The sequence below is a fragment of the Microbacterium sp. LWO14-1.2 genome (assembly GCF_038397715.1).
Taxonomy (GTDB): Bacteria; Actinomycetota; Actinomycetes; order Actinomycetales; family Microbacteriaceae; genus Microbacterium.
The window spans coordinates 1,326,423-1,345,426 of the sequence record NZ_CP151633.1 but is presented as its reverse complement, the minus strand read 5'-3'; the positions used below and the strand labels follow the sequence as shown (position 1 = coordinate 1,345,426).

17 protein-coding genes are annotated in these 19,004 nt (G+C 70.3%); 6 read left to right on the top strand and 11 right to left on the bottom strand.

The features are described from left to right. Nucleotides 1–21: 21 nt before the first annotated feature. On the bottom strand, nucleotides 22–1,566 hold the full coding sequence (locus MRBLWO14_RS06550) for an FHA domain-containing protein (RefSeq protein WP_341935649.1): 1,545 nt from the start codon (nucleotides 1,564–1,566) through the stop codon (nucleotides 22–24). Further along, on the bottom strand, nucleotides 1,563–2,897 hold the full coding sequence (locus MRBLWO14_RS06545; protein ID WP_341935648.1) for a hypothetical protein: 1,335 nt from the start codon (nucleotides 2,895–2,897) through the stop codon (nucleotides 1,563–1,565). The genes MRBLWO14_RS06550 and MRBLWO14_RS06545 overlap by 4 nt, the downstream gene beginning before the upstream one ends. Nucleotides 2,898–2,979: 82 nt before the next feature. On the opposite strand from MRBLWO14_RS06545, the gene eccCa reads away from it, so the two are divergent. The 3 genes from eccCa to MRBLWO14_RS06530 all read left to right on the top strand — a co-directional run bounded on the left by eccCa (nucleotide 2,980) and on the right by MRBLWO14_RS06530 (nucleotide 7,753). Beyond that, nucleotides 2,980–6,969, top strand: a complete 3,990-nt coding sequence (gene eccCa, locus MRBLWO14_RS06540) for a type VII secretion protein EccCa (RefSeq protein ID WP_341935647.1) — start codon at nucleotides 2,980–2,982, stop codon at nucleotides 6,967–6,969. Nucleotides 6,970–7,131: 162 nt separating this feature from the next. Next, nucleotides 7,132–7,443 (top strand): WXG100 family type VII secretion target, encoded by a 312-nt coding sequence (locus tag MRBLWO14_RS06535; RefSeq protein ID WP_341935646.1) that lies wholly within the window; start codon nucleotides 7,132–7,134, stop codon nucleotides 7,441–7,443. Between the two features lie 19 nt (nucleotides 7,444–7,462). Further along, nucleotides 7,463–7,753: a WXG100 family type VII secretion target gene (locus tag MRBLWO14_RS06530; RefSeq protein ID WP_341935645.1), complete on the top strand. Its 291-nt coding sequence runs from the start codon at nucleotides 7,463–7,465 to the stop codon at nucleotides 7,751–7,753. Between the two features lie 96 nt (nucleotides 7,754–7,849). Here the strand turns inward: MRBLWO14_RS06530 and MRBLWO14_RS06525 are convergent, their stop codons facing one another. Further along, a complete protein-coding gene (locus tag MRBLWO14_RS06525; RefSeq protein ID WP_341935644.1) occupies nucleotides 7,850–8,326 on the bottom strand; it encodes a recombinase family protein in 477 nt (158 codons plus the stop codon). 52 nt (nucleotides 8,327–8,378) lie between these two features. Then, nucleotides 8,379–9,368, bottom strand: a complete 990-nt coding sequence (locus MRBLWO14_RS06520) for a malate dehydrogenase (RefSeq protein WP_341935643.1) — start codon at nucleotides 9,366–9,368, stop codon at nucleotides 8,379–8,381. 66 nt (nucleotides 9,369–9,434) lie between these two features. Between MRBLWO14_RS06520 and MRBLWO14_RS06515 the strand changes: the two genes are divergently transcribed. Further along, nucleotides 9,435–10,319 carry a neutral zinc metallopeptidase gene (locus MRBLWO14_RS06515; RefSeq protein ID WP_341935642.1) on the top strand — a complete coding sequence of 295 codons (885 nt, stop codon included), beginning with the start codon at nucleotides 9,435–9,437 and terminating at the stop codon, nucleotides 10,317–10,319. Between the two features lie 60 nt (nucleotides 10,320–10,379). On the opposite strand, the gene MRBLWO14_RS06510 is transcribed toward MRBLWO14_RS06515, so the two are convergent. From MRBLWO14_RS06510 to MRBLWO14_RS06500, 3 genes are all read right to left on the bottom strand, one after another. After that, on the bottom strand, nucleotides 10,380–11,135 hold the full coding sequence (locus MRBLWO14_RS06510; RefSeq protein WP_341935641.1) for an MBL fold metallo-hydrolase: 756 nt from the start codon (nucleotides 11,133–11,135) through the stop codon (nucleotides 10,380–10,382). A 141-nt stretch (nucleotides 11,136–11,276) separates the two neighbouring features. Then, the gene (locus MRBLWO14_RS06505) at nucleotides 11,277–13,043 is read right to left on the bottom strand and encodes an aldehyde dehydrogenase family protein (protein WP_341935640.1); all 1,767 of its coding nucleotides are present in this window, start codon (nucleotides 13,041–13,043) and stop codon (nucleotides 11,277–11,279) included. Between the two features lie 68 nt (nucleotides 13,044–13,111). Then, nucleotides 13,112–13,375 carry a glutaredoxin domain-containing protein gene (locus tag MRBLWO14_RS06500; RefSeq protein WP_341935639.1) on the bottom strand — a complete coding sequence of 88 codons (264 nt, stop codon included), beginning with the start codon at nucleotides 13,373–13,375 and terminating at the stop codon, nucleotides 13,112–13,114. Between the two features lie 102 nt (nucleotides 13,376–13,477). On the opposite strand from MRBLWO14_RS06500, the gene MRBLWO14_RS06495 reads away from it, so the two are divergent. Continuing rightward, nucleotides 13,478–13,870 (top strand): SIP domain-containing protein, encoded by a 393-nt coding sequence (locus MRBLWO14_RS06495; protein ID WP_341935638.1) that lies wholly within the window; start codon nucleotides 13,478–13,480, stop codon nucleotides 13,868–13,870. 13 nt (nucleotides 13,871–13,883) lie between these two features. Here the strand turns inward: MRBLWO14_RS06495 and MRBLWO14_RS06490 are convergent, their stop codons facing one another. Next, nucleotides 13,884–14,342, bottom strand: a complete 459-nt coding sequence (locus tag MRBLWO14_RS06490) for an adenylyltransferase/cytidyltransferase family protein (protein ID WP_341935637.1) — start codon at nucleotides 14,340–14,342, stop codon at nucleotides 13,884–13,886. 164 nt (nucleotides 14,343–14,506) lie between these two features. Here MRBLWO14_RS06490 and MRBLWO14_RS06485 point away from each other — a divergent pair, with 164 nt between their 5' ends. Next, the gene (locus tag MRBLWO14_RS06485) at nucleotides 14,507–15,682 is read left to right on the top strand and encodes a glycosyltransferase (protein WP_341935636.1); all 1,176 of its coding nucleotides are present in this window, start codon (nucleotides 14,507–14,509) and stop codon (nucleotides 15,680–15,682) included. Here the strand turns inward: MRBLWO14_RS06485 and MRBLWO14_RS06480 are convergent. From MRBLWO14_RS06480 to rfbA, 3 genes are read right to left on the bottom strand one after another with little or no spacing between them, the layout of a single operon-like run. After that, complete coding sequence (locus tag MRBLWO14_RS06480; protein ID WP_341935635.1) at nucleotides 15,679–17,103, bottom strand: bifunctional dTDP-4-dehydrorhamnose 3,5-epimerase family protein/NAD(P)-dependent oxidoreductase; 1,425 nt, start codon at nucleotides 17,101–17,103, stop codon at nucleotides 15,679–15,681. The genes MRBLWO14_RS06485 and MRBLWO14_RS06480 overlap by 4 nt on opposite strands. Next, nucleotides 17,103–18,101 carry a dTDP-glucose 4,6-dehydratase gene (gene rfbB / locus MRBLWO14_RS06475; protein WP_341935634.1) on the bottom strand — a complete coding sequence of 333 codons (999 nt, stop codon included), beginning with the start codon at nucleotides 18,099–18,101 and terminating at the stop codon, nucleotides 17,103–17,105. The genes MRBLWO14_RS06480 and rfbB overlap by 1 nt, the downstream gene beginning before the upstream one ends. Further along, the gene (gene rfbA / locus MRBLWO14_RS06470) at nucleotides 18,098–18,970 is read right to left on the bottom strand and encodes a glucose-1-phosphate thymidylyltransferase RfbA (protein ID WP_341935633.1); all 873 of its coding nucleotides are present in this window, start codon (nucleotides 18,968–18,970) and stop codon (nucleotides 18,098–18,100) included. Before rfbA ends, rfbB begins: the two co-directional genes overlap by 4 nt. Nucleotides 18,971–19,004: the final 34 nt, after the last annotated feature.

Here is a 19,004-nt window from a genome sequence, read left to right as displayed (position 1 = left end):
ATCGGATGCCGCGGGCTGGCCTCACACGGCGATGACCCGGATGACGCATTCGCCGAGCTGCAGCACGGTGCCCGGGGTCAGGCCGAATCGCTGGTGGGGCGTCATCGGTCCGGTCCGGCCGTCCTCGGTGCGCAGCGACGAGCCGTTGCCCGACCCGAGATCCTCGAACCAGGTCTGCCCGTCGACGATGCCGAATCGTCCGTGCGTGCGCGAGACCGAGCGGTCTCCGTCCGGAACGGCGACGAGTACGGCATCCGCCCGCTCGCCTTCCGGCAGACGCGGCGCGCGTCCGATGTAGCCGAGGCCGTGGATGGGCACGGTCGTCCCGTCCTGGAACAGCAGGGCGATGACCGGTGCTGCTGCCACGGGGGCAGGAGGTGCCGGAGTCGGCGCGGGCGCCGCGGCCGCGGGCGCCGCGGCCGCGGGCGCTGCAGGCTCGGGCGCCGGCGGTACCGGCTCGGCTGTCGGCGCGGGCGCGGGGTGCGCGATCTGTGGGGCCGCATCCGGTGTGGCCGGAGCCGCCGGGGTCTGCGCAGGCCCGAGCCTGGCCGAGACCGAGGGTGCGTCCGACGCGGATCCGGTCGGCCGGCCGCCCCGGGCGACGATGCGTCGGTAGGCCAGTTCGGCATCGGTGTCGAGCACGAGCACGTCCCCCGGAACGAGGAACCCGGGAACGTGCGGAGCGAGTTCCGAGACCGTCCCGTCGGCGTGACGGACGGACGCCCCGTTCGCCGACCCCAGGTCCTGCACCCACAGCTGACCGTCCTCGAGGCCGAACGCGGCATGCGTGCGGGACAGCGAACGGCTGCCCTCCGGGACGCGGATGAGGATCGCGTCGGGGATCGACTCCGGGGCGCGCGGCGCCCGACCGATGAACCCCAGACCGGTCGCCTGGATCACCGTGCCGTCCGAGAGGACGAAGGCCGGGACGGTGCCCGCGTCGCTCTGCGGTGCGGGCGCCGCGGTCGGCGTCGGGGCGGCGATCGCGGCCGGCGCCGCCGTGAGCGGGGTCTGGGTGATGACGCCCGGCTGATCGGCGATGGCGGTGGTCGAGGAGTCGGCGCCGGTCACCCGTGCCGTCAGATCGAGGGTGCGGGGCGCTCCGTTCTGCGCGATCACGCGGCTCTTGCGGACGTCGATCACCCGCGCGCCGGCGAGGCCGTCGAGCAGACCCGAGGCGGTGAACCCGACCGGGAGCAGCACGGGCACGACGTGCGACAGACCCATCGCGAGACTCCGGGGGAACAGCCGCAGTGCTCCCACGCTGAGATCGCCGTCGCGCTGCACGGTGCGGATGCCGCAGACGAGGTTGCCCGGCGTCGCGCCGGTGTGGCCTTCCCAGACCCATCCGATGGCCCACAGCTCGACCACGGCGACCGCCACGAGGACGAGCGATCCCGTGGTGAACCAGATCGCGACGGCCACGGCTGCCACGATCGCGACGTCGATCAGGTACGCACCGGCGCGCTGGCCGGACGTCGCGGGGGCGGCGATCGTCGTCGGCACGGGCGGGGGAGTCGTTCGCGTCCGCGATCGCAGCGGAGCGGCGGGCGGGGAGACGGTCACGAGAAGACCTCCAGAATCTGTCCGGCGATCCCGGAGCCGTACAGCAGGGCGGCCGGGGCCAGCGCGAGGAGCAGCCCTTCGACGATGTCACCGGTGCGCGACCATCCGAGCGACCGCCAGTCTCGGGCGAGCGGCACCGTCAGGCATCCGACCACGACGCCCGCCAGCAGGAGCGCAAGCGAGACCAGCAGCCCACTGGGCTGCAGGGCGAGGATGAGGGCAGTCGCCGAGATGGCCGCGATGACGGTCCCGGTGACCAGGGCGGCTGCTCGGGAGATGCCGTTGCGCACCGTCCGCGAGGTGAGGAGGAAGTAGCAGCCGGCGCCGAGCGACCCGCCCAGCACGCACCACGACTCGATCGACCGGTCGACGGCCGTCGGCACCGCGTAGAGGGCCGACAGCATCGCGAGCGTGCAGGCGATCACGATGCCCGCTTCCGAGCGGCGTCGCGCGAGGAAGTACTGCCGTGCAGCGGCCTCGGCATGCACCGGGGACGGCGGGATCGGAGTCCCCGATCGCAGCCCCTGCGCGTCGCGGATCACGAAGGGCGTGTCGATCAGCTCGTTCGCGTCGACGTCGAGTGCTGCCGCGCGCATGTAGTGGAAGATCGGGATCGCGCAGGCGATGTGCACGGCCGTCATCGTCGTGGCCGGGATCTCGGCGAGGAACGCGGCGGTGTCGACGACCGCGAACACCGACCAGAGCACGGCGACGACCGCCGTCGTCGCACGGGGCACGGTGCCCGCCACCTGCGCCTGGGCATGACGGGTGCAGGCGATCGTGGCGCCTGCCACGAGGCCGGCCGCGATCATGGCCCCCGCATCATGGAAGCCGGCGAGCAGGACGGCGCCCCCAGCGCCGCCGAGCAGCGGCGCGATGTACGCCACGGACGGAGCCGAGTAGTCCACCGGCCGGGTCAGCATGCTCACGGCGCCCGCGAGCAGCAGGACGGCCGACAGCCCCACGATCAGTGGCGTCGGAGTGAGCACCGCGCAGAGGACGAGGGTCGCGGTGATCAGGAGCAGCAGTGCCAGCAGCAGCGGACCCAGGTGCGCGCGAGAGGCAGGCGCATCGGCCCGCGCGGCGCGACGCGACGACGCCGCCTCGGTCTGCGTGCGGTCGAACAGCCAGATGACACCGCCGTCTCCCGGCGTGACCGAGACGGTGCTGTCGAGATCGATCGCCGCGCCGGAGGTCGTCGTGCCCACGTAGCGGCGCAGGTCCACGCCGCCGACGGCGAGGAGCTCTGACACGGTGGAATCAGCGGCGACGACGAGGTCGTGTCGTCCGTTCGCGTCGGCGACGGTGAGGCGAATCGTCTTCGCTGACATCCCCGCCCCTCGAAGTTCTCGCGCGATACCGGTTCATCTCGGCGTCCTGCCACAATAGTAGGCGACGCGAGGAGGGCCAGTCGTGAGCACCACCAGCAATCGCCGTGCGCCGAAACCCCCGGCCGGGGGCCAACTCACCCTGCAGCAGGCGCCGGAGCTCCCGAAGCCCGAAGGTGCCTCGAACACCCTCATGATGGCACTGCCGATGGTGGGGAGCCTCGGGTCCGTCGCGGTGCTCTCGCTCACCCAGGGCGGCGACGCCACACGCACCTACATCATGGGCGGGCTGTTCCTGTTCATGGCGCTGTCGATGGTCGGCGGGCAGATGTGGCGGCAGAAGTCGCAGCACTCCACCAACGTCGAGAACACCCGCCGCGAGTACCTCGCCTACCTCGCCGAGACGCGCGACGCCGTCCGCGAGGTGGCGTCTCGCCAGCGCCGCTACGAGGAGTGGATGCTGCCGGCCCCCGACTCCCTGCCCTTCATCGTGGAGGAGGGGTCCCGCGTGTGGGAGCGGCCGGTCGGCGACCCGCAGTTCCTGGTGACGAGGGTCGGCACGGCCACGCAGCCGCTCGTCATGACGCTCGACGAGGCTCCGATCCCGCCGCTCGCGCAGCTCGACCCGGTCAGCGCCTCGGCGGCGCACCGCTTCGTCCTCACCCACGACCAGGTGCCCGACCTGCCGTTCGGTCTGAACATCGCCACCTGCGCGCGCATCGAGCTCGTGGGCGACACCGTGCGCGGGCGGGGCCTCGCGCGGGCCATGATCGCGCAGCTGGTGACCTTCGCCGCGCCGGAGGACCTGCAGGTCGCGGTCATCGCGTCGGGCGTCGACCTCCCCTACTGGGAGTGGGTCAAGTGGCTCCCGCACGCGCAGTCGGAGAGCAAGACGGATGCCGTGGGCGGCGCGCGCCGGATCGGCTCCTCCTGGGCGGAGATCGAGCCGCTGATCGCCGACATCCGTTCGCGCGGACCGGTGAGCGGCCGGGGCGGCGGAGCCGTCCCGCACATCCTGGTGATCACCGACGGCGTCGAGCTGCCGCCGGGCAACCTGCTGAACGAGGAGGGCGGCGTGGACGGCGTGACCGTGCTCGACATCCCTCGGGAGTGGGACCAGCTGACCGACCCGCTCACGATCCGGCTCATCCTCGAGGGCGAGACCGGCACGGCGCTGACGGTCGCGCGGCGCGGTGTGGGTGCGGTCTCGGCATCCGCTGACTTCCTCGGCATCGCATCGGCCGAGGCGGTCGCGCGGCGGCTCACCGGCCTCGGCGAGGCGGCGCAGGACGAGGATGCCGGCGGTGCCCGCACGATCAGCGCCGAGCTCACCGACCTGCTGTCGTTGCCGGACGTGCGCGACTTCGACCCGGAGGTGGCGTGGAAGCCGCGCTCCGCCCGGGACCGGCTGCGGGTGCCGATCGGGCTCACCTCCACGGGGCAGCCGATGGTGCTCGACCTCAAGGAATCCGCGCAGCAGGGCATGGGCCCGCACGGCATGCTGATCGGCGCCACCGGATCGGGGAAGTCGGAGGTGCTGCGCACCCTGGTGCTGTCGCTGGCGATGACCCACTCGTCCGAGGCCCTCAACTTCGTCCTCATCGACTTCAAGGGCGGTGCGACCTTCGCCGGCATGGCCGATATGCCGCACGTGTCGGCGGTCATCACGAACCTCGGCGACGACCTCACGCTCGTCGACCGCATGCAGGACGCGATCCAGGGCGAGATGACGCGTCGGCAGGAGCTGCTCCGCGACGCCGGCAACTTCGCGAACGTGACCGACTACGAGACCGCGCGCAAGGGCGGTCGCACCGATCTCAAGCCGCTGCCCGCGCTGCTGATCGTCGCCGACGAGTTCTCCGAGCTGCTCGCCGCGAAGCCGGACTTCACCGAGCTGTTCGTCGCGATCGGCCGCCTCGGTCGGTCGCTGCAGGTGCACCTCCTGCTCTCGACGCAGCGTCTGGAGGAGGGCAAGCTCCGTGGCCTCGACTCGCACCTCTCGTACCGGATCGGTCTGAAGACCTTCTCCGGCGCCGACTCGCGTGCGGTCATCGGCGTGCCGGACGCGTTCACCCTTCCCGGAGGCGGTGGCCACGGCATCCTGAAGTCGGATGCCGAGACGCTCACCCAGTTCCGTGCGGCGTACGTCTCCGCCCCGCCGAAGACGCGCCGGCGCAAGCCCGGCGCGACGGCGGAGGCACCGGGGAGCGACCTGCCGGTCCGCGCGATCGAGGCGCGCTCCTTCACCGCCGCCCCCGTGCACGTGCAGGAGGACGCCGAGGAGCCGCAACTCGCTCTGGGCGCTGCTGCCGGCGAGGCCCCGGAGAAGCGCGTGACGTTCGACATCGCCGTCTCGCTCATGAAGGGTCGGAGCGTGCCCGCGCATCAGGTGTGGCTGCCCCCGCTCGACGTTCCGCCCACCTTCGACGAGATGCTCGGCGACCTGGTCGAGGACCCGCAGCTGGGTCTCATCTCGCCGCGCTGGCGCGCGCAGGGACCGTTGACCATCCCTCTCGGCATCGTCGACCGGCCGCTCGAGCAGCGTCGCGACAGCCTCGTCATGAGCCTCACCGGTGCAGGCGGTCACCTCGCCATCGTCGGCGGGGCGCGGAGCGGCAAGAGCACACTGGCTCGCAGCGTCCTCACCGGCATCGCCCTGACCCACACCCCGCAGGAGGTGCAGTTCTACGTCATGGACTTCGGGGGCGGCACGTTCGTGCCGTTCGGCAAGATGGCGCACGTCGCAGGGGTCGCCGGCAGGAACCAGCCCGACGTCCTGCGACGCATGTTCCAGGAGGTCGTGGGGATCGTCAACGCCCGCGAGCGCTACTTCACCGCGAACTCCATCGACTCGATCGAGACGTACCGGCGACTGCGTGCCAGGGGGCAGGCCGACGACGGGTACGGCGACGTCTTCCTCGTCATCGACGGCTGGCCGACGATCCGCGCCGAGTTCGACGAGATGGAGTTCGGCATCCAGGCGCTCGCCGGTCGGGCGCTGACGTTCGGCGTGCACCTGATCGTGACGACGACCCGCTGGATGGACTTCCGCACCGCCATCCGCGACACCTTCGGATCGAAGCTCGAGCTGCGTCTCGGCGACACGACCGACTCGGAGATCGACCGCAAGGTCGCCGCCAACGTGCCGCTCGGGCGGCCGGGCCGAGGCCTCGCCCCGTCGAAGCACCACATGCTGACGGCCCTGCCCCGCGTGGACGGGTCCGGGGACCCGGAGACCCTCGGTGAGGGCGTCGAGCATCTGATCGAGCGGGTCAATGCGGCGTGGAAGGGGCCGCAGGCTCCCAAGCTCCGTCTGCTGCCCGAGATGCTGGAGCTGCCGCGTCTGCAGCAGCTCGCCGCCGGCACGCCGCTCGAGAGCCAGGTGCTCCTGGGGGTCGACGAGGCGGAGCTGGCGCCCACCGCGTTCGACGTGCGTCGCAACCCGCACCTGTATGTCTTCGGCGACAGTCAGTCGGGCAAGTCGAGCTTCCTGCGCGCCTTCGCGCGCGAGGTCATGCGCACGACCACCCCGAAGACGGCGCAGGTGTTCGTCGTCGACTACCGCCGTGCCCTGCTCTCGGAGATCCCCGACGAATACCTCGCCGGCTACTACACGACGGCGCAGCAGGCCTCGGAGGAGCTCGCCGGCCTGGCGGAGTATCTGCGCGGACGACTGCCCGGTCCGGATGTGACGCCGCAGCAGCTCCGCGACCGGTCCTGGTGGACGGGGGCGGAGGTCTACGTGCTGGTCGACGACTACGACCTCGTGAACACGCAGTCGGGCAACCCGATCGCGGTGCTGCAGCCCCTGCTCGCGCAGGCCACCGACGTGGGCCTGCATCTCGTGCTCGCCCGCCGTTCCGGCGGTGCGTCCCGCGCGACGTTCGAGCCGGTGATGCAGACGCTGCGCGATCTGGCCTCTCCCGGCATCCTCCTGTCGGGAAGCCCCGACGAGGGGCCGCTCATCGGCAACGTCAAGGCGACGCCGGCCGTGCCCGGTCGGGCCAAGGTCATCACGCGCGAGCGCGGGGTGCAGACCATGCAGCTCGCGTACGCGCCCTCGTCCCACCTCTGACGACGATGAGTCCGAGGTTCGACCGGCAGGTGGGCAGAGCTACCCATGGGCAGCGCCGCACCTGACCCGTAAGGTGATATCTGTCGCCGGGCATCGGCGTCACGGCCCCCATCCGGGGTCGACCAATCGGGGCCCAAGAGCCCTTATGACCAGGAGGTGACCGTGGCAGGAGAAGTCTCTGCAGCGGATGGTGCCCTGCAGCAAGGTGCCAGCATCGTCAGCAGTTCGAAAACGGACATCATCGGTGAGCTGAACTCGATTCAGAGCCAGCTCTCCGGCATCGGTGCGTCTTGGGCCGGCTCGGGCGCCGCTGCGTTCCAGCAGACCTTCCAGGCGTGGCAGGAGAAGTCGCGGAAGATCACGAACGCGCTCGACACGTTCGAGCAGAACCTGCGCGACTCGCAGTCTGCTTACACCCAGACCGACGACGCGTCGGCGCAGGCTCAGAACAAGTTCATGGGCCGTCTCGGCTGAGATCGGAGGGGAAGACACTATGGGTAACGACGGTTACAAGATGCAGTTCGGCGCTGTCGACACGGCGGGTACCGACCTGGTCCGCGGCGCCAACAACATCGAGAGCAAGCTCAACGACATGGAGGACGCGCTCAAGCCCCTCCAGGCCAACTGGACGGGTTCGGCCTCGGAGGCCTACCTCCAGGCGAAGGCGCAGTGGAACTCGGCCCTGAGCGAGATGAAGGCGCTCCTGACCGACATCGGACGCCAGGTCTCGCAGGACTCTGCCGACGGCCAGGCGAACGAGAACAAGAACATGAACCGCTGGTGACGATGTCGCCACCTTCACGGTGAGTTCTGAGCCGGCTGTCACCCTCGGGTGGCAGCCGGCTTTCTCGTGCGGGGAGGAGCCGGAGGCCGAGCCGACTCAGCGCGCGGCGGTGGCGTCGGCGAGGTGCCGTGCGTTGTGGCTGAGCACCTTGACGATGATGCCGTGGCGGCGCAGTTCCGCGACGGTGCGCGCGCCCTCGTCGGCGTCACGGCCGAGGGCGCGGATGTTCGCGACGACGAGCACGTCGCCCTTGTGCAGCGTCGCGATGAGGCGGGAGAGTCGGTCGTTCCAGCTCTCCAGGATGTCGGGGGCCGGATGACGGAAGCCCTCGATCGGCACGCCGAAGCGCGTGAGGTCGTCGCGCTGCTCGACCACCGACGGCATGTCGTCGCGCGACACGACGAGTCCGACGAGGCGCGAGCCGTCGGGGCGGGCGAGCCAGAAATCACGGTTCTGCTGCAGCTCGGTGAAGCACTTCGGGCACTCGGCCGCGGCGTGCGGCAGGTGCAGCGGGCTGGTCAGCGGCTCCTCGACGGATGCCGCCGCCCTCGTGGGATCGATCGTCTCGCTCATCGCGCACCTCCGGCATCCATTCTGCCCTGAATGAGACGCGAACGGTGACGCGTCAGAGCAGTCCGAGCGCGGTCACGGCGTCGCGCTCCTCGACGAGCTCGGCCACCGACGCGTCGATTCGCTGACGCGCCCAGTCGCTCACCTCGAGTCCCTCGACGACCTGCCATTCACCGTCGACCGACTGCACCGGGAACGAGCAGACGAGACCCTCGGGCACCCCGTACTCGCCCTGCGAGACGACGCCGGCCGACGTCCAGTCCTGGCTGCCGCGCACCCAGTCGCGCACATGGTCGAGGGTCGCGTTGGCCGCGGATGCGACGGAGGAGGAGCCGCGCACCTCGATGATCTCCGCGCCGCGCTTGGCGACCCGGGGGATGAACGTCGAGTCGAGCCAGCCGGGCACATCGCCGACGATGGCCTCGAGCGCCTCGTGCACCGGTCTGCCGGCCACGGTGGCGTGCGACACGTCGGGGAACTGCGTGGCCGAGTGGTTGCCCCAGATCGGCACGCGGCGCACCGTGTCGACGGGCACCGCGAGGGTCTGGGCGAGCTGCGCGCGGGCGCGGTTCTCGTCGAGGCGCGTCAGAGCGGTGAACCGCGACGACGGCACTCCGTCGGCGGCTGCCGCCGCGATGAGGGCGTTGGTGTTCGCCGGGTTGCCCACCACCGTGACGCGCACGTCCGGCGAGGCGTTCGCGGCGATCGCCGCCCCCTGCGGACCGAAGATGCCGCCGTTGGCCGCGAGCAGGTCGCCGCGTTCCATGCCGGGTCCCCGCGGGCGAGCGCCGACGAGCAGCGCGAGGTCGCATCCGTCGAATCCGACCGCTGCGTCGTCGGTGACCTCGACGTGCTCGAGCAGTCCGAACGCGCCGTCCTGCAGTTCGAGGGCGGCGCCCTCCGCGGCGCCGAGCCCCTGGGGGATCTCGAGCAGTCGCAGCCGCACCTTCTCGTCAGGGCCGAGCAGGTCTCCGGCGGCGATGCGGAACAGCAGCGCGTAGCCGATCTGTCCGCCCGCGCCCGTGATCGTGATCGTGGTGCTCATGCCCCGAGCCTACGACGGGCGCCGGCGATGCGGGGGCGCGGCACCCGGGCGGAGTACCCTCGTGGCATGACCTTCAACCCCGAGGCCGATGTCTCCGGCAACACCGCCCGTCGCAAGGGCCGCGGCGCGGTCGTGGCCGGTGCCGGGGGCGTGGGCCTTCTCGGCATCATCGCGCTCATCGCCGGTCCGCTGCTCGGCATCGACCTCACCGGACTCCTCGGCGGGTCCGGCGGCGGGGGCACCGGTTCCGAGCCCTCCGAGGGCAGCGTGATCGAGAACTGCCTGACCGGCCAGGACGCGAACGAGAACGTCGACTGCCGGGTCGCGAGTTCCCAGCTAGCCCTCGACGGCTACTGGGAGGACCACGTCGAGAACTACCGGCCGCCGCAGCTGATCATCGTCGACGGTGCGACGGCCAGCTCCTGCGGGACGGCGTCGAACGCCGTGGGGCCGTTCTACTGCCCGCCCGATGAGACGGTGTACATCGACCCGACGTTCTTCCAGCTCATGCAGCAGCAGTTCGGCGCATCGGCCGGCAACCTCGCGCAGCTGTACATCGTGGGGCACGAGTGGGGCCACCACATCCAGTACATCACCGGCGACATGGAGCGCTACCCGAACAACGGCACCGGGCCTGACAGCAACGGCGTGCGCATCGAGCTGCAGGCGGACTGCTACGCCGGCGCGTGGATCGGGCAGATGGAGGACGAGGAGGACAAGAACGGCGTGCCCTACCTGCAGCCCAGCACCGAGGCGGAGCGGCAGGATGCTCTGAACGCGGCGTTCACGGTCGGGGACGACAACATCCAGGAGCAGTCGAGCGGCACCGTGAACCCGGAGAGCTTCACGCACGGCTCGAGCACGCAGCGGCAGTTCTGGTTCGCGAGCGGCTACCAGAACGGCCTCGACAGCTGCTCGCAGCCCCTCACCGTCTCCGGCGACGAACTCTGAACTCGGCACCCCGGCGGGCGCGTCGGGCATCGAGCTGAGGGCGCTCGGGTCCCGAAACGGTCAGAACGGCAGGGAGGCGGCGCGCGCCTGATCCGCGAGCAGCGCCGGGCGCTCCGAGAGGGCGGGCCCGTGCCCGGGGAGCGTGACCCGGGCATCGAGCGCCTCGACCGTGGAGAGGGCATCGATCGCGTCCTCCGGGATCGCGTGGAACATCCGGGCGAGCAGTTGCGGACCGGCGAGGGGACTCGTCGGGTGGCCGCTGACGAGAGCGTCGCCGGTGATCAGGACTCCGGCGCGGGGGAGCAGGAATCCGGTGTGCCCGCGGGTGTGACCGGGAAGAGGGACAGGCTGGATGTCGACGCCCACCGCGTCGGCGAGGTCGTCGGGCAGCGGTCGCGCGTCGAGCACCGGAGCCGCTTTCTTGCCGCCGGCGCGGAGGGCGTGGAGGGCCCACCGGAAGACGCCCGGGCGGAACGCGTGCGGCAGCACGTCGCGGATCTCGACCTGCTCGCAGATCTCGCGCCGCACGTTGGGGATCTCCTCCGCGGATGTCAAGACGGGGCAGGACGCCTCGGCCGCGAAGGCCGCCGCGTTGCCCATGTGGTCGCCGTGGCCGTGCGTGATCAGGATCGCCGCGAGCTCCCGCACCGCGTGGCCGGCGTCGCGCAGGCTCGCGCGCACGGCACCCTCGTCGCCCGGATAGCCGGTGTCGATCAGCACGGGCCCTGCCGCGCCGTCCAGGATGATCCAGTTCACGCTCGGCCCCTGCACGAACACCACGCCCGGTGCCACCGTCGCGCTCCGATATCCCGACATCGCCACTCCGTTCCTCGCTGTCGCCGCGGTCCTCCCCGGGCCGCTCCCCATCATCACCGGCGAGGGGGCGTGCCCGCCGCGACGGGTCGAGAGCTCGCGCATCGTATGCCGGGATTCCGGTGGCTGCGGGCGACCTGCCAGTCAGGCGCGGAGCGCCGCCGTGAGCGTCTTCAGAAGTCCCAGGACGCCGCCGCCGGCTCGGAACCGGGTCAGGCCCTCGCTCACCTGCGCGCCCGTGCGCGCGGAGACGAACCACGGCGGCGTCGGCAGGATCGTGAACCGGCCTCCGCCGTTGACGAGCGGCAGCGAGCGAGGGAACGGACGGAACGGCCCGCGGATGACCGAGCGCTCGACGCCATCCAGCAGCAGCGCGTTGTGCACGACGCCGATCCCGCTGCCCACGTCGTCGATCGTGTTGCCGGGGAAGGCGCCCCAGGTGAGCGTCGGGATGATGAAGCCGAATGCGGTCCAGCTGTTGATGGCGATCGACCCGTACCGCAGTGCGGCGATCGCGCGCTCGAAACCGGTGCCGAGCGACTTCTCCGTCACCGGGTCGACGAGCAGGTTGGCGCCGAGCGTGCCCTGCAGGCTGTCGTTCGCGTACGCGACGGCGGCGTCGAGGAACGCCTGTCCGGAGCCCGGCAGCGAGACGACACCGAGCACCGGGGCGAAGTACTCCGTGCTCTGCAGCGCTGCGGCATCCTGTCCCTCGTCGATCTCGACGAGCAGTCTGTCGCCGAGCACGAGGGCGTCGGGGTAGTCCTCCGTGGCCGCGTCCATACGCGAGGGCGATCCCGGGTACCAGATCGGCCGCTCCGGGGCGTTCGCGTAGGCGCGGCGCAGCGCGGCCCGGAACGCATCCGCCTGCTCCCAGTCCGCCGACACGATGACGACCTGTCCGGCGATGCAGTTGTGGCCGCCGTTCTGCAGGCGCATGGTCGCGATGTGCTCGGCCTGGTAGGTCAGGTCTGCCTCGGTCCACGGACCGGGCACGACGATGATGGGCGAGACCCCGCCGAGCTCTGCGGTGATCGGCTTCTTCATCTGCGGACGGTTCTCGCGGCGACGGCGCGTGGCGCCCGAGCCGCTTCCCCAGACGATCGCGTCGAAAGTCGCGGCGGATCCGGTGATGTGCACGTGTGCGAGATCGCGGTGGCCGGTGAGGTAGGCGCCGACGGCGGGGCCGCCGCGGACGATGCGCAGGAATCCCGGGCCGATGAGCGGAGCCAGGGCCCTCTTGAACACGGGGACAAGGGCGTCCTGCGTCGGGTTCACCTTGAGCAGCGCGGTGCGGTTGTGCGCGAGCAGTTCGTAGAGCACGTCGAGCACCGGGATCGACGTGACGTTGCCGGCGCCGAGCACCAGGCCCACACCCCCGGATGCCGCGGGCGTGCGCTGCGCGAGGCCGGCGCCGGCGCGCGCGCCGTTCGGGGTGATGCCCGGCTCGAGCCACACCTCGCCCGTGAAGCCGGACAGCAGGAACCGGTCGATGCCCGTGAGGGGGAAGGCCTGCACGCGGACGCGTCCGCCCGGTGCACGGCCCACGCGCACACCATCCAGCGGATTGCGACCGTCGGCGAGGCGGGCGAGTGTGTCGATGTACGCGTCGAGCGCACCCAGCACGCTGTAGGGGCCGCTCAGCCACTCCTCACCGCGCAGCGGATGGCGTCCGTCCAGGCGCTTCGACGCGGCGGCCGTGACGGCCCAGTCCTCCGCCGCGGCGGCGACGCTCGTCCGCACCTGACGCAGCAGGGTGACCCGCTGGGCGAGAGTCAGCGCCGACCAGGTGCCGGCGCCGACGTGCAGCTCGCCGATCGCGGCGTCGAGGCGGGCTCGTTCGCCCTCGTCGAGGTCGGGCCCTTGGGCGGAGCCGGCGGTGGGCGAGGCGGACGTGGTCGCAGAAGTCATCGGCGTCTCCTTCGGACGGGTCTCCAGCCTATGCCGCCGGCACCGCCGCGCGACGGGTCATGCCTCGGTCAGATCAGCGACAGCTCGCGCAGCTTCGCCTCGACGTCGGCGTTCGACGGCTCGACGTGGTGCGAGGAGTCCGGGTAGAGCACGACAGGGATGTTCGTGCGGCCCGAGATCTCCTTGGCGACGTCGGCGGCCGAGGGGTCGGCCACGAGGTCGACGTAGGTGTACTCGACACCCAGCTCGTCGAGCTGCTTCTTGGTGCGGATGCAGTCGCGGCACCAGTCGGCGCCGAACATCGTGATGGTGGATGCTGCGGGAGAGGTCATGCATCAAGGGTACGTCCGCGTGGGGTGCACGGCGCCGGGACGACGGGGGATCGCCACCCGAAGGGTTGCCAGGTTAGGTGAGCCTTACCTAGACTTGTCGGCATGACGACAGCGAGCGAGCACCTCGAGGATCCGGACTGGGAGCGCATCGAGGGAGCCGTGCTCATCGCCGGAGACGCCGCCGATGTCGGCCTGATCACCGCGATCGCCGCGCGCATGCCGTGGGACGCCGAGGGCGTGATCCTCATCGAGGCCGCCGCTCGCATCCAGTTCCGTCACATCGACGTTCCCGAGGGGGTCTCCGTGCGGTGGCTGCTGCGCGGCGACGGCATCCGTCAGCACGCGAAGGGCGAGCGCCTCGCGAACGCCGTGCACTCGTGGTGCGTCGAGTGGACGTGCTCCGAGCCCCCCGCTCAGTGGACGGTCTGGCTCGGGCCGCACACGCCGCCGCACGTCGCGCGCATGGCGCGCAGCCTGCTCGGCGTCGCGAACTAGCGGGTCGCGGCGCTCAGACGGTCGCGAGCGCCGGTGCCTGTGCGGACGCGCCGGCCGTGATCGCATCGAGCGCACGGCGCAGCGAAGAGCTCGAGGTGTGCGCGGTGTACGGGAAGTACACGACCTCCACGCCCACCTCGGCGAACTCCCGCTCGAGGCGCAGCCCCTTGTCGGTGCCCCGCCAGTCGTCGCCCTTGAAGAAGTGCGTGAAGTGCACGTCGCGCCACGAGTCCATCTTCGACGGACTGGTCTCGACGTACACGTCGTCGACGAACGAGATGTGCTTGACGATCTCCGCGCGCTCGGCCGTCGGGATGACGGGCTCGATGCCCTTCACCTGGCGGAGCATCTCGTCGCTGACGACGCCGGCGATCAGGATGTCGCACTGCTGCTTGGCGTGACGAAGAAGGTTCAGATGCCCGACGTGAAACAGGTCGAAGGCACCAACGGCATAGCCGATGCGCGTCTGCATGATCTCCCCAGATCAAGTAGTTCCCCAGAAGGCGGATCCCCATCCGCCCAGCGACTCCCACAGCCGCATTCGAGCAGTGTAGCAGGAACCGGTTTCGTCGCGCACAGCAACCCGTGGAACGATGGAGGCCGCAGCGAGAGCCATCGCCGCCGAAGGGGGACACCGTGCAGACAGCGGTCACGGTCATCGTGCCGACGTTCAACGAACGCGACAACGTCGCGGAACTCGTCGCACGCACCGCCGCCGCGCTCGCCGGATACGACGCCGAGATCCTCTTCGTCGACGACAGCACGGACGACACCGCCGCCGAGGTGGCGAGGGTCGCGGCCGACGCGCCGCTGCCCGTCCGCGTCATCCATCGCGACGACAACACCGGCGGTCTGGGCGGCGCGGTGGTGGTCGGGCTGGGGGCCGCGGCATCCGACCTGTGCATCGTGATGGACGGCGACCTGCAGCATCCGCCCGAGCTGCTGCCGGCGCTCGTCGCGCGGCATGCGGAGGGCGGGGTCGACGTCGTCGCCGCCTCACGGTACGTCGGCGGCGGCGACACGAGCGGACTCGGCACGGCCGTGCGCTTCGGCGTCTCGCGGGCCGCGACCTGGCTGACCCGCGCGATGTTCCCGATCCGCCTCGCCCGCAGCACCGACCCGATGACCGGGTTCTTCCTCGTCGACCGGAGCCGCCTCGACCTCGCGACGCTCAAACCCCAGGGTTTCAAGATCCTCCTCGAGATCCTCGCCCGCACCGACCTGCGCATCGCCGAGGTGCCGATGGAGTTCGGCGAGCGGCGCCACGGCACCTCGAAGGCGAGCCTTCGCCAGGGGACGACCTTCATCGCCCACCTCGCACGCCTGCGGTTCGGCAAGATGTCGCTGTTCGCGCTCATCGGCGTGATCGGGGCCGTCGCGAACCTCGCGATCATGTGGGCGCTCACCACGGCGGGCGTCCCGTACGTATGGGCGGCGATCATCGGGGCCGAGGTCACCATCGTCGGGAACTTCCTGCTGCAGGAGCGCTTCGTCTTCGCCGACATGCGCACCGACGCCCGGGGGCTCGGTCTGCGCTTCGCCGCCTCGTTCGGGTTCAACAACGTCGAGGCGGCACTGCGCATCCCGCTGATGGCACTCATGGTCGAGACGTGGCACATCTCGAGCGTCCTCGCGACCGGGCTCTCGCTCGTCGTCGCGTTCTTCGCGCGTTTCCTGTTCCACTCGCTCGTCGTCTACGCGCCGAAGCGCGCGCGAGGCGCCGACGCGGCATCCGAGCCGAAGCCCGACACCGCGGCCCTGCGCGTGATCAGGGCGATCGACGCGGAGGCGATGAAGCCGGGCGAGCTCTAAGAGAGACCGTGCCCTGCGGCAAGGTACTCCTGCAGCGCGGCGTCGACGTCTCGGGGCGTCCAGCCGGTCGCCGTGATCTTGGCCAGATCGAGCATGCTGTTGCGCGGGCGGGGCGCGATCGGACCGTCCTGGCCCACGAAATACTCCTCCGTCGTGACGGGCGTCACTGCCGCCGGATCGTGACCGGACAGGCGGTACACCGCGCAAGCGATGTCGGCCCAGGAACGAGGCGATCCTGAGCTCGTGACGTTGTAGACGCCGTGAGGAGCCCCGGATGCGAGGAGGTGCACGATCGCCCCCGCGAGATCCTCGGTGAAGGTCAGACGCCCCACCTGGTCGCCGACCACGCGCGGGGCGACGCCACGCTGGGCGAGCGAGGCCATCGTGCGCACGAAGTTGCGCCCCTCGCCGATCACCCACGAGGTCCGCAGGACGTAATGGCGCGGAACCGTGGTCGCTGCGATGTCTCCCGCCGCCTTGCTCTGTCCGTACACACTCAGCGGCGCGACCGGATCATCCTCGCCGTACGCTCCGTCCTTGGTGCCGTCGAAGACATAGTCGCTCGAGACGTGCACGAGGGTGATGCCGTGTTCGGTCGCAAGGCGGGCGAGGTTCGCGACACCCGCGGCATTCGCCGTCCAGGCCGCCTCGCGGCCCGCGGGGGTCTCCGCCAGGTCGACAGCGGTGAAGGCGGCTGCGTTGATCACCGTCTCGTAATCGCGCCACCGGCGAGCGGAGGCGAGGTGAGGGTCGGTCAGATCGAGATCCGAGCGATTCGCGTACTCCAGGTGCGGTCGGTCACCCAGAGCGCGGCGCAGCGCCGCCCCGAGCTGCCCGCTCGCGCCGAGGACCAGAGTCTTGCGCGGCGGGATCGGGCGGACCTCCGCGAGCCGGGGGTGGGCCAGATCCTTCGCGGAGATCTCGACCTCGTCGAGCGGGATCGGCCACGCTATCGCCGCGGTCTCGTCACCGAGATTGAGGAACGAGTACTCGGCGTCCGGCGACCAATGGTCGTTGACGAGATACGTGTAGGCCGTGTCCGGCTCGAGCGTCTGGTAGGAGTTGCCCACCCCGCGAGGAACGAAGATCGCTCGCGAGGGATCGAGCTCGGCGGTGAAGACCGCGCCGAACGTGTCGCCCTCCCGGAGGTCGACCCATGCTCCGAAGATGCGTCCGGTGGCGACGGAGACCCACTTGTCCCAGGGCTCCGCGTGGATGCCGCGCGTCGTGCCCACCGCATCGTTGAACGACACGTTGTTCTGCACCGGGCCGAAGTCGGGGAGTCCCGCGGCCCGCATCTTCTCACGTTGCCAGTTCTCCTTGAACCACCCTCGCGAGTCTCCGTGCACCGGCAGCTCCGCCACCAGCAGCCCGGGGATGGGAGTCGGGGTGACGACGAGATCCTTGCCGAACTCCGTCATCACTGCCCCTTCGCCGCGTAGAACGACTCCGTCGCGTCCTTCGACGGTGCCCACCAGGCCTCGTTGTCGCGATACCAGTCGATGGTCGACGCGAGACCGGATTCGAAGTCGGAGAACTGCGGCGACCAGCCGAGCTCGGTGCGCAGCTTCGTCGAGTCGATCGCGTATCGCAGGTCGTGACCCGCACGGTCGGTCACATGGTCGTAGGCGTCCGCAGGCTGCCCCATCTGGGTGAGGATCAGCTCGACCACCGATCGGTTGTCCTTCTCGCCGTCAGCCCCGATGAGGTAGGTCTCGCCGATCTCGCCTCTGTCGAGGATCGCCAGCACAGCCGACGAATGATCGTCCGCATGGATCCAGTCCCGCACGTTCTGACCCGCCCCGTACAGCTTCGGGCGGATTCCGCGGATCACGTTCGTGATCTGCCGCGGGATGAACTTCTCCACATGCTGGAAGGGGCCGTAGTTGTTCGAGCAGTTCGAGATCGTCGCCCGCACCCCGAACGATCGCACCCAGGCGCGCACCAGCAGGTCGCTGCCCGCCTTGGTGGACGAGTAGGGAGACGACGGGTTGTACGGTGTGCTCTCGGTGAAGCGTGCGGGATCGTCGAGTTCGAGGTCGCCGTACACTTCGTCGGTCGAGATGTGGTGGAACCGGCGGTCGTGGCGACGCGCGGCTTCGAGCAGCGTGTAGGTGCCGATGATGTTCGTGTCGAGGAACGGCCTCGGGTCGTGCAGCGAGTTGTCGTTGTGCGACTCCGCGGCGTAGTGCACGACCGCGTCGACCTCGGCGAACAGGCCGTCGACGATCGAGGCGTCGCTGATGTCGCCTTCGACGAGACGCACACGATCCTCGGGGAGACCCGCCAGCGATGCGCGGTTGCCTGCGTACGTCAGCTTGTCGAGGACCACCACCTCTGCGTCGGTGTGGGCGATCACGTGGTGGACGAAGTTCGAGCCGATGAAGCCGGCGCCTCCGGTCACGAGCAGACGGGTCATGCGCGGCCCCTTTCGAGCAGTGCGAGCAGGTAGGAGCCGTAGCCGGACTTCACCAGGGACTCGGCCCGCGTGCGCAACTCCTCATCGTCGAGGAAGCCCTGCCTCCAGGCCACTTCCTCGGGGACTCCGATCTTCATGCCAGTGCGGCGCTCCATCGTGCGCACGTAATCCGCGGCATCCGTCATCTGGTCGAATGTCCCGGTGTCGAGCCACGCCGTGCCGCGGGGGAGCACTTCGACCTGCAGTCTGCCCCGGCGCAGGTATTCGCGGTTCACATCGGTGATCTCGAACTCGCCGCGGGGGCTGGGTCGCAGCTCGCGAGCGATCTCGACGACGTCGTTGTCGTAGAAGTACAGGCCGGGCACCGCGTAGTTGCTCTGCGGCTTCGCGGGCTTCTCCTCGAGGGACACCGCCCGACCGTCCGCGTCGAAGGACACGACCCCGTACGCTTCCGGCTCGCCGACCCAGTACGCGAACACGGCTCCGCCTTCGATGTCTGAGAAGCGCTTCAGCTGGGTGCCGAGACCAGGGCCGTACAGCAGGTTGTCTCCGAGGACGAGCGCCACCTTGTCGTCCTCGATGAAGTCGGCGCCGATGGTGAACGCCTGCGCGAGGCCATCCGGGGACGGCTGTTGCGCGAAGCTCAAGGAGATCCCGAACTGGGAACCGTCGCCGAGGAGCCGTTCGAAGTGCGCGGCGTCGTGCGGAGTGGTGATCACGAGGATCTCGTCGATACCGGCGAGCATCAGGGTCGACAACGGGTAGTAGACCATCGGCTTGTCATAGACCGGGATGAGCTGCTTCGACACTCCCAGCGTGATCGGATGGAGGCGGGTGCCGGAGCCGCCCGCCAGAATGATGCCCTTCATGATCCCCCTCGTACTGCGTTGAAAAAGCGTGGTG

Bases quoted from the DNA above. Each gene is read 5' to 3' on its own strand.
- MRBLWO14_RS06545 (WP_341935648.1), bottom strand. From the start codon at position 2,897: ATGTCAGCGAAGACGATTCGCCTCACCGTCGCCGACGCGAACGGACGA.
- MRBLWO14_RS06530 (WP_341935645.1), top strand. From the start codon at position 7,463: ATGGGTAACGACGGTTACAAGATGCAGTTCGGCGCTGTCGACACGGCG.
- MRBLWO14_RS06525 (WP_341935644.1), bottom strand. From the start codon at position 8,326: ATGAGCGAGACGATCGATCCCACGAGGGCGGCGGCATCCGTCGAGGAG.
- MRBLWO14_RS06520 (WP_341935643.1), bottom strand. From the start codon at position 9,368: ATGAGCACCACGATCACGATCACGGGCGCGGGCGGACAGATCGGCTAC.
- MRBLWO14_RS06515 (WP_341935642.1), top strand. From the start codon at position 9,435: ATGACCTTCAACCCCGAGGCCGATGTCTCCGGCAACACCGCCCGTCGC.
- MRBLWO14_RS06510 (WP_341935641.1), bottom strand. From the start codon at position 11,135: ATGTCGGGATATCGGAGCGCGACGGTGGCACCGGGCGTGGTGTTCGTG.
- MRBLWO14_RS06505 (WP_341935640.1), bottom strand. From the start codon at position 13,043: ATGACTTCTGCGACCACGTCCGCCTCGCCCACCGCCGGCTCCGCCCAA.
- MRBLWO14_RS06500 (WP_341935639.1), bottom strand. From the start codon at position 13,375: ATGACCTCTCCCGCAGCATCCACCATCACGATGTTCGGCGCCGACTGG.
- MRBLWO14_RS06495 (WP_341935638.1), top strand. From the start codon at position 13,478: ATGACGACAGCGAGCGAGCACCTCGAGGATCCGGACTGGGAGCGCATC.
- MRBLWO14_RS06490 (WP_341935637.1), bottom strand. From the start codon at position 14,342: ATGCAGACGCGCATCGGCTATGCCGTTGGTGCCTTCGACCTGTTTCAC.
- MRBLWO14_RS06480 (WP_341935635.1), bottom strand. From the start codon at position 17,103: ATGACGGAGTTCGGCAAGGATCTCGTCGTCACCCCGACTCCCATCCCC.
- rfbB (WP_341935634.1), bottom strand. From the start codon at position 18,101: ATGACCCGTCTGCTCGTGACCGGAGGCGCCGGCTTCATCGGCTCGAAC.
- rfbA (WP_341935633.1), bottom strand. From the start codon at position 18,970: ATGAAGGGCATCATTCTGGCGGGCGGCTCCGGCACCCGCCTCCATCCG.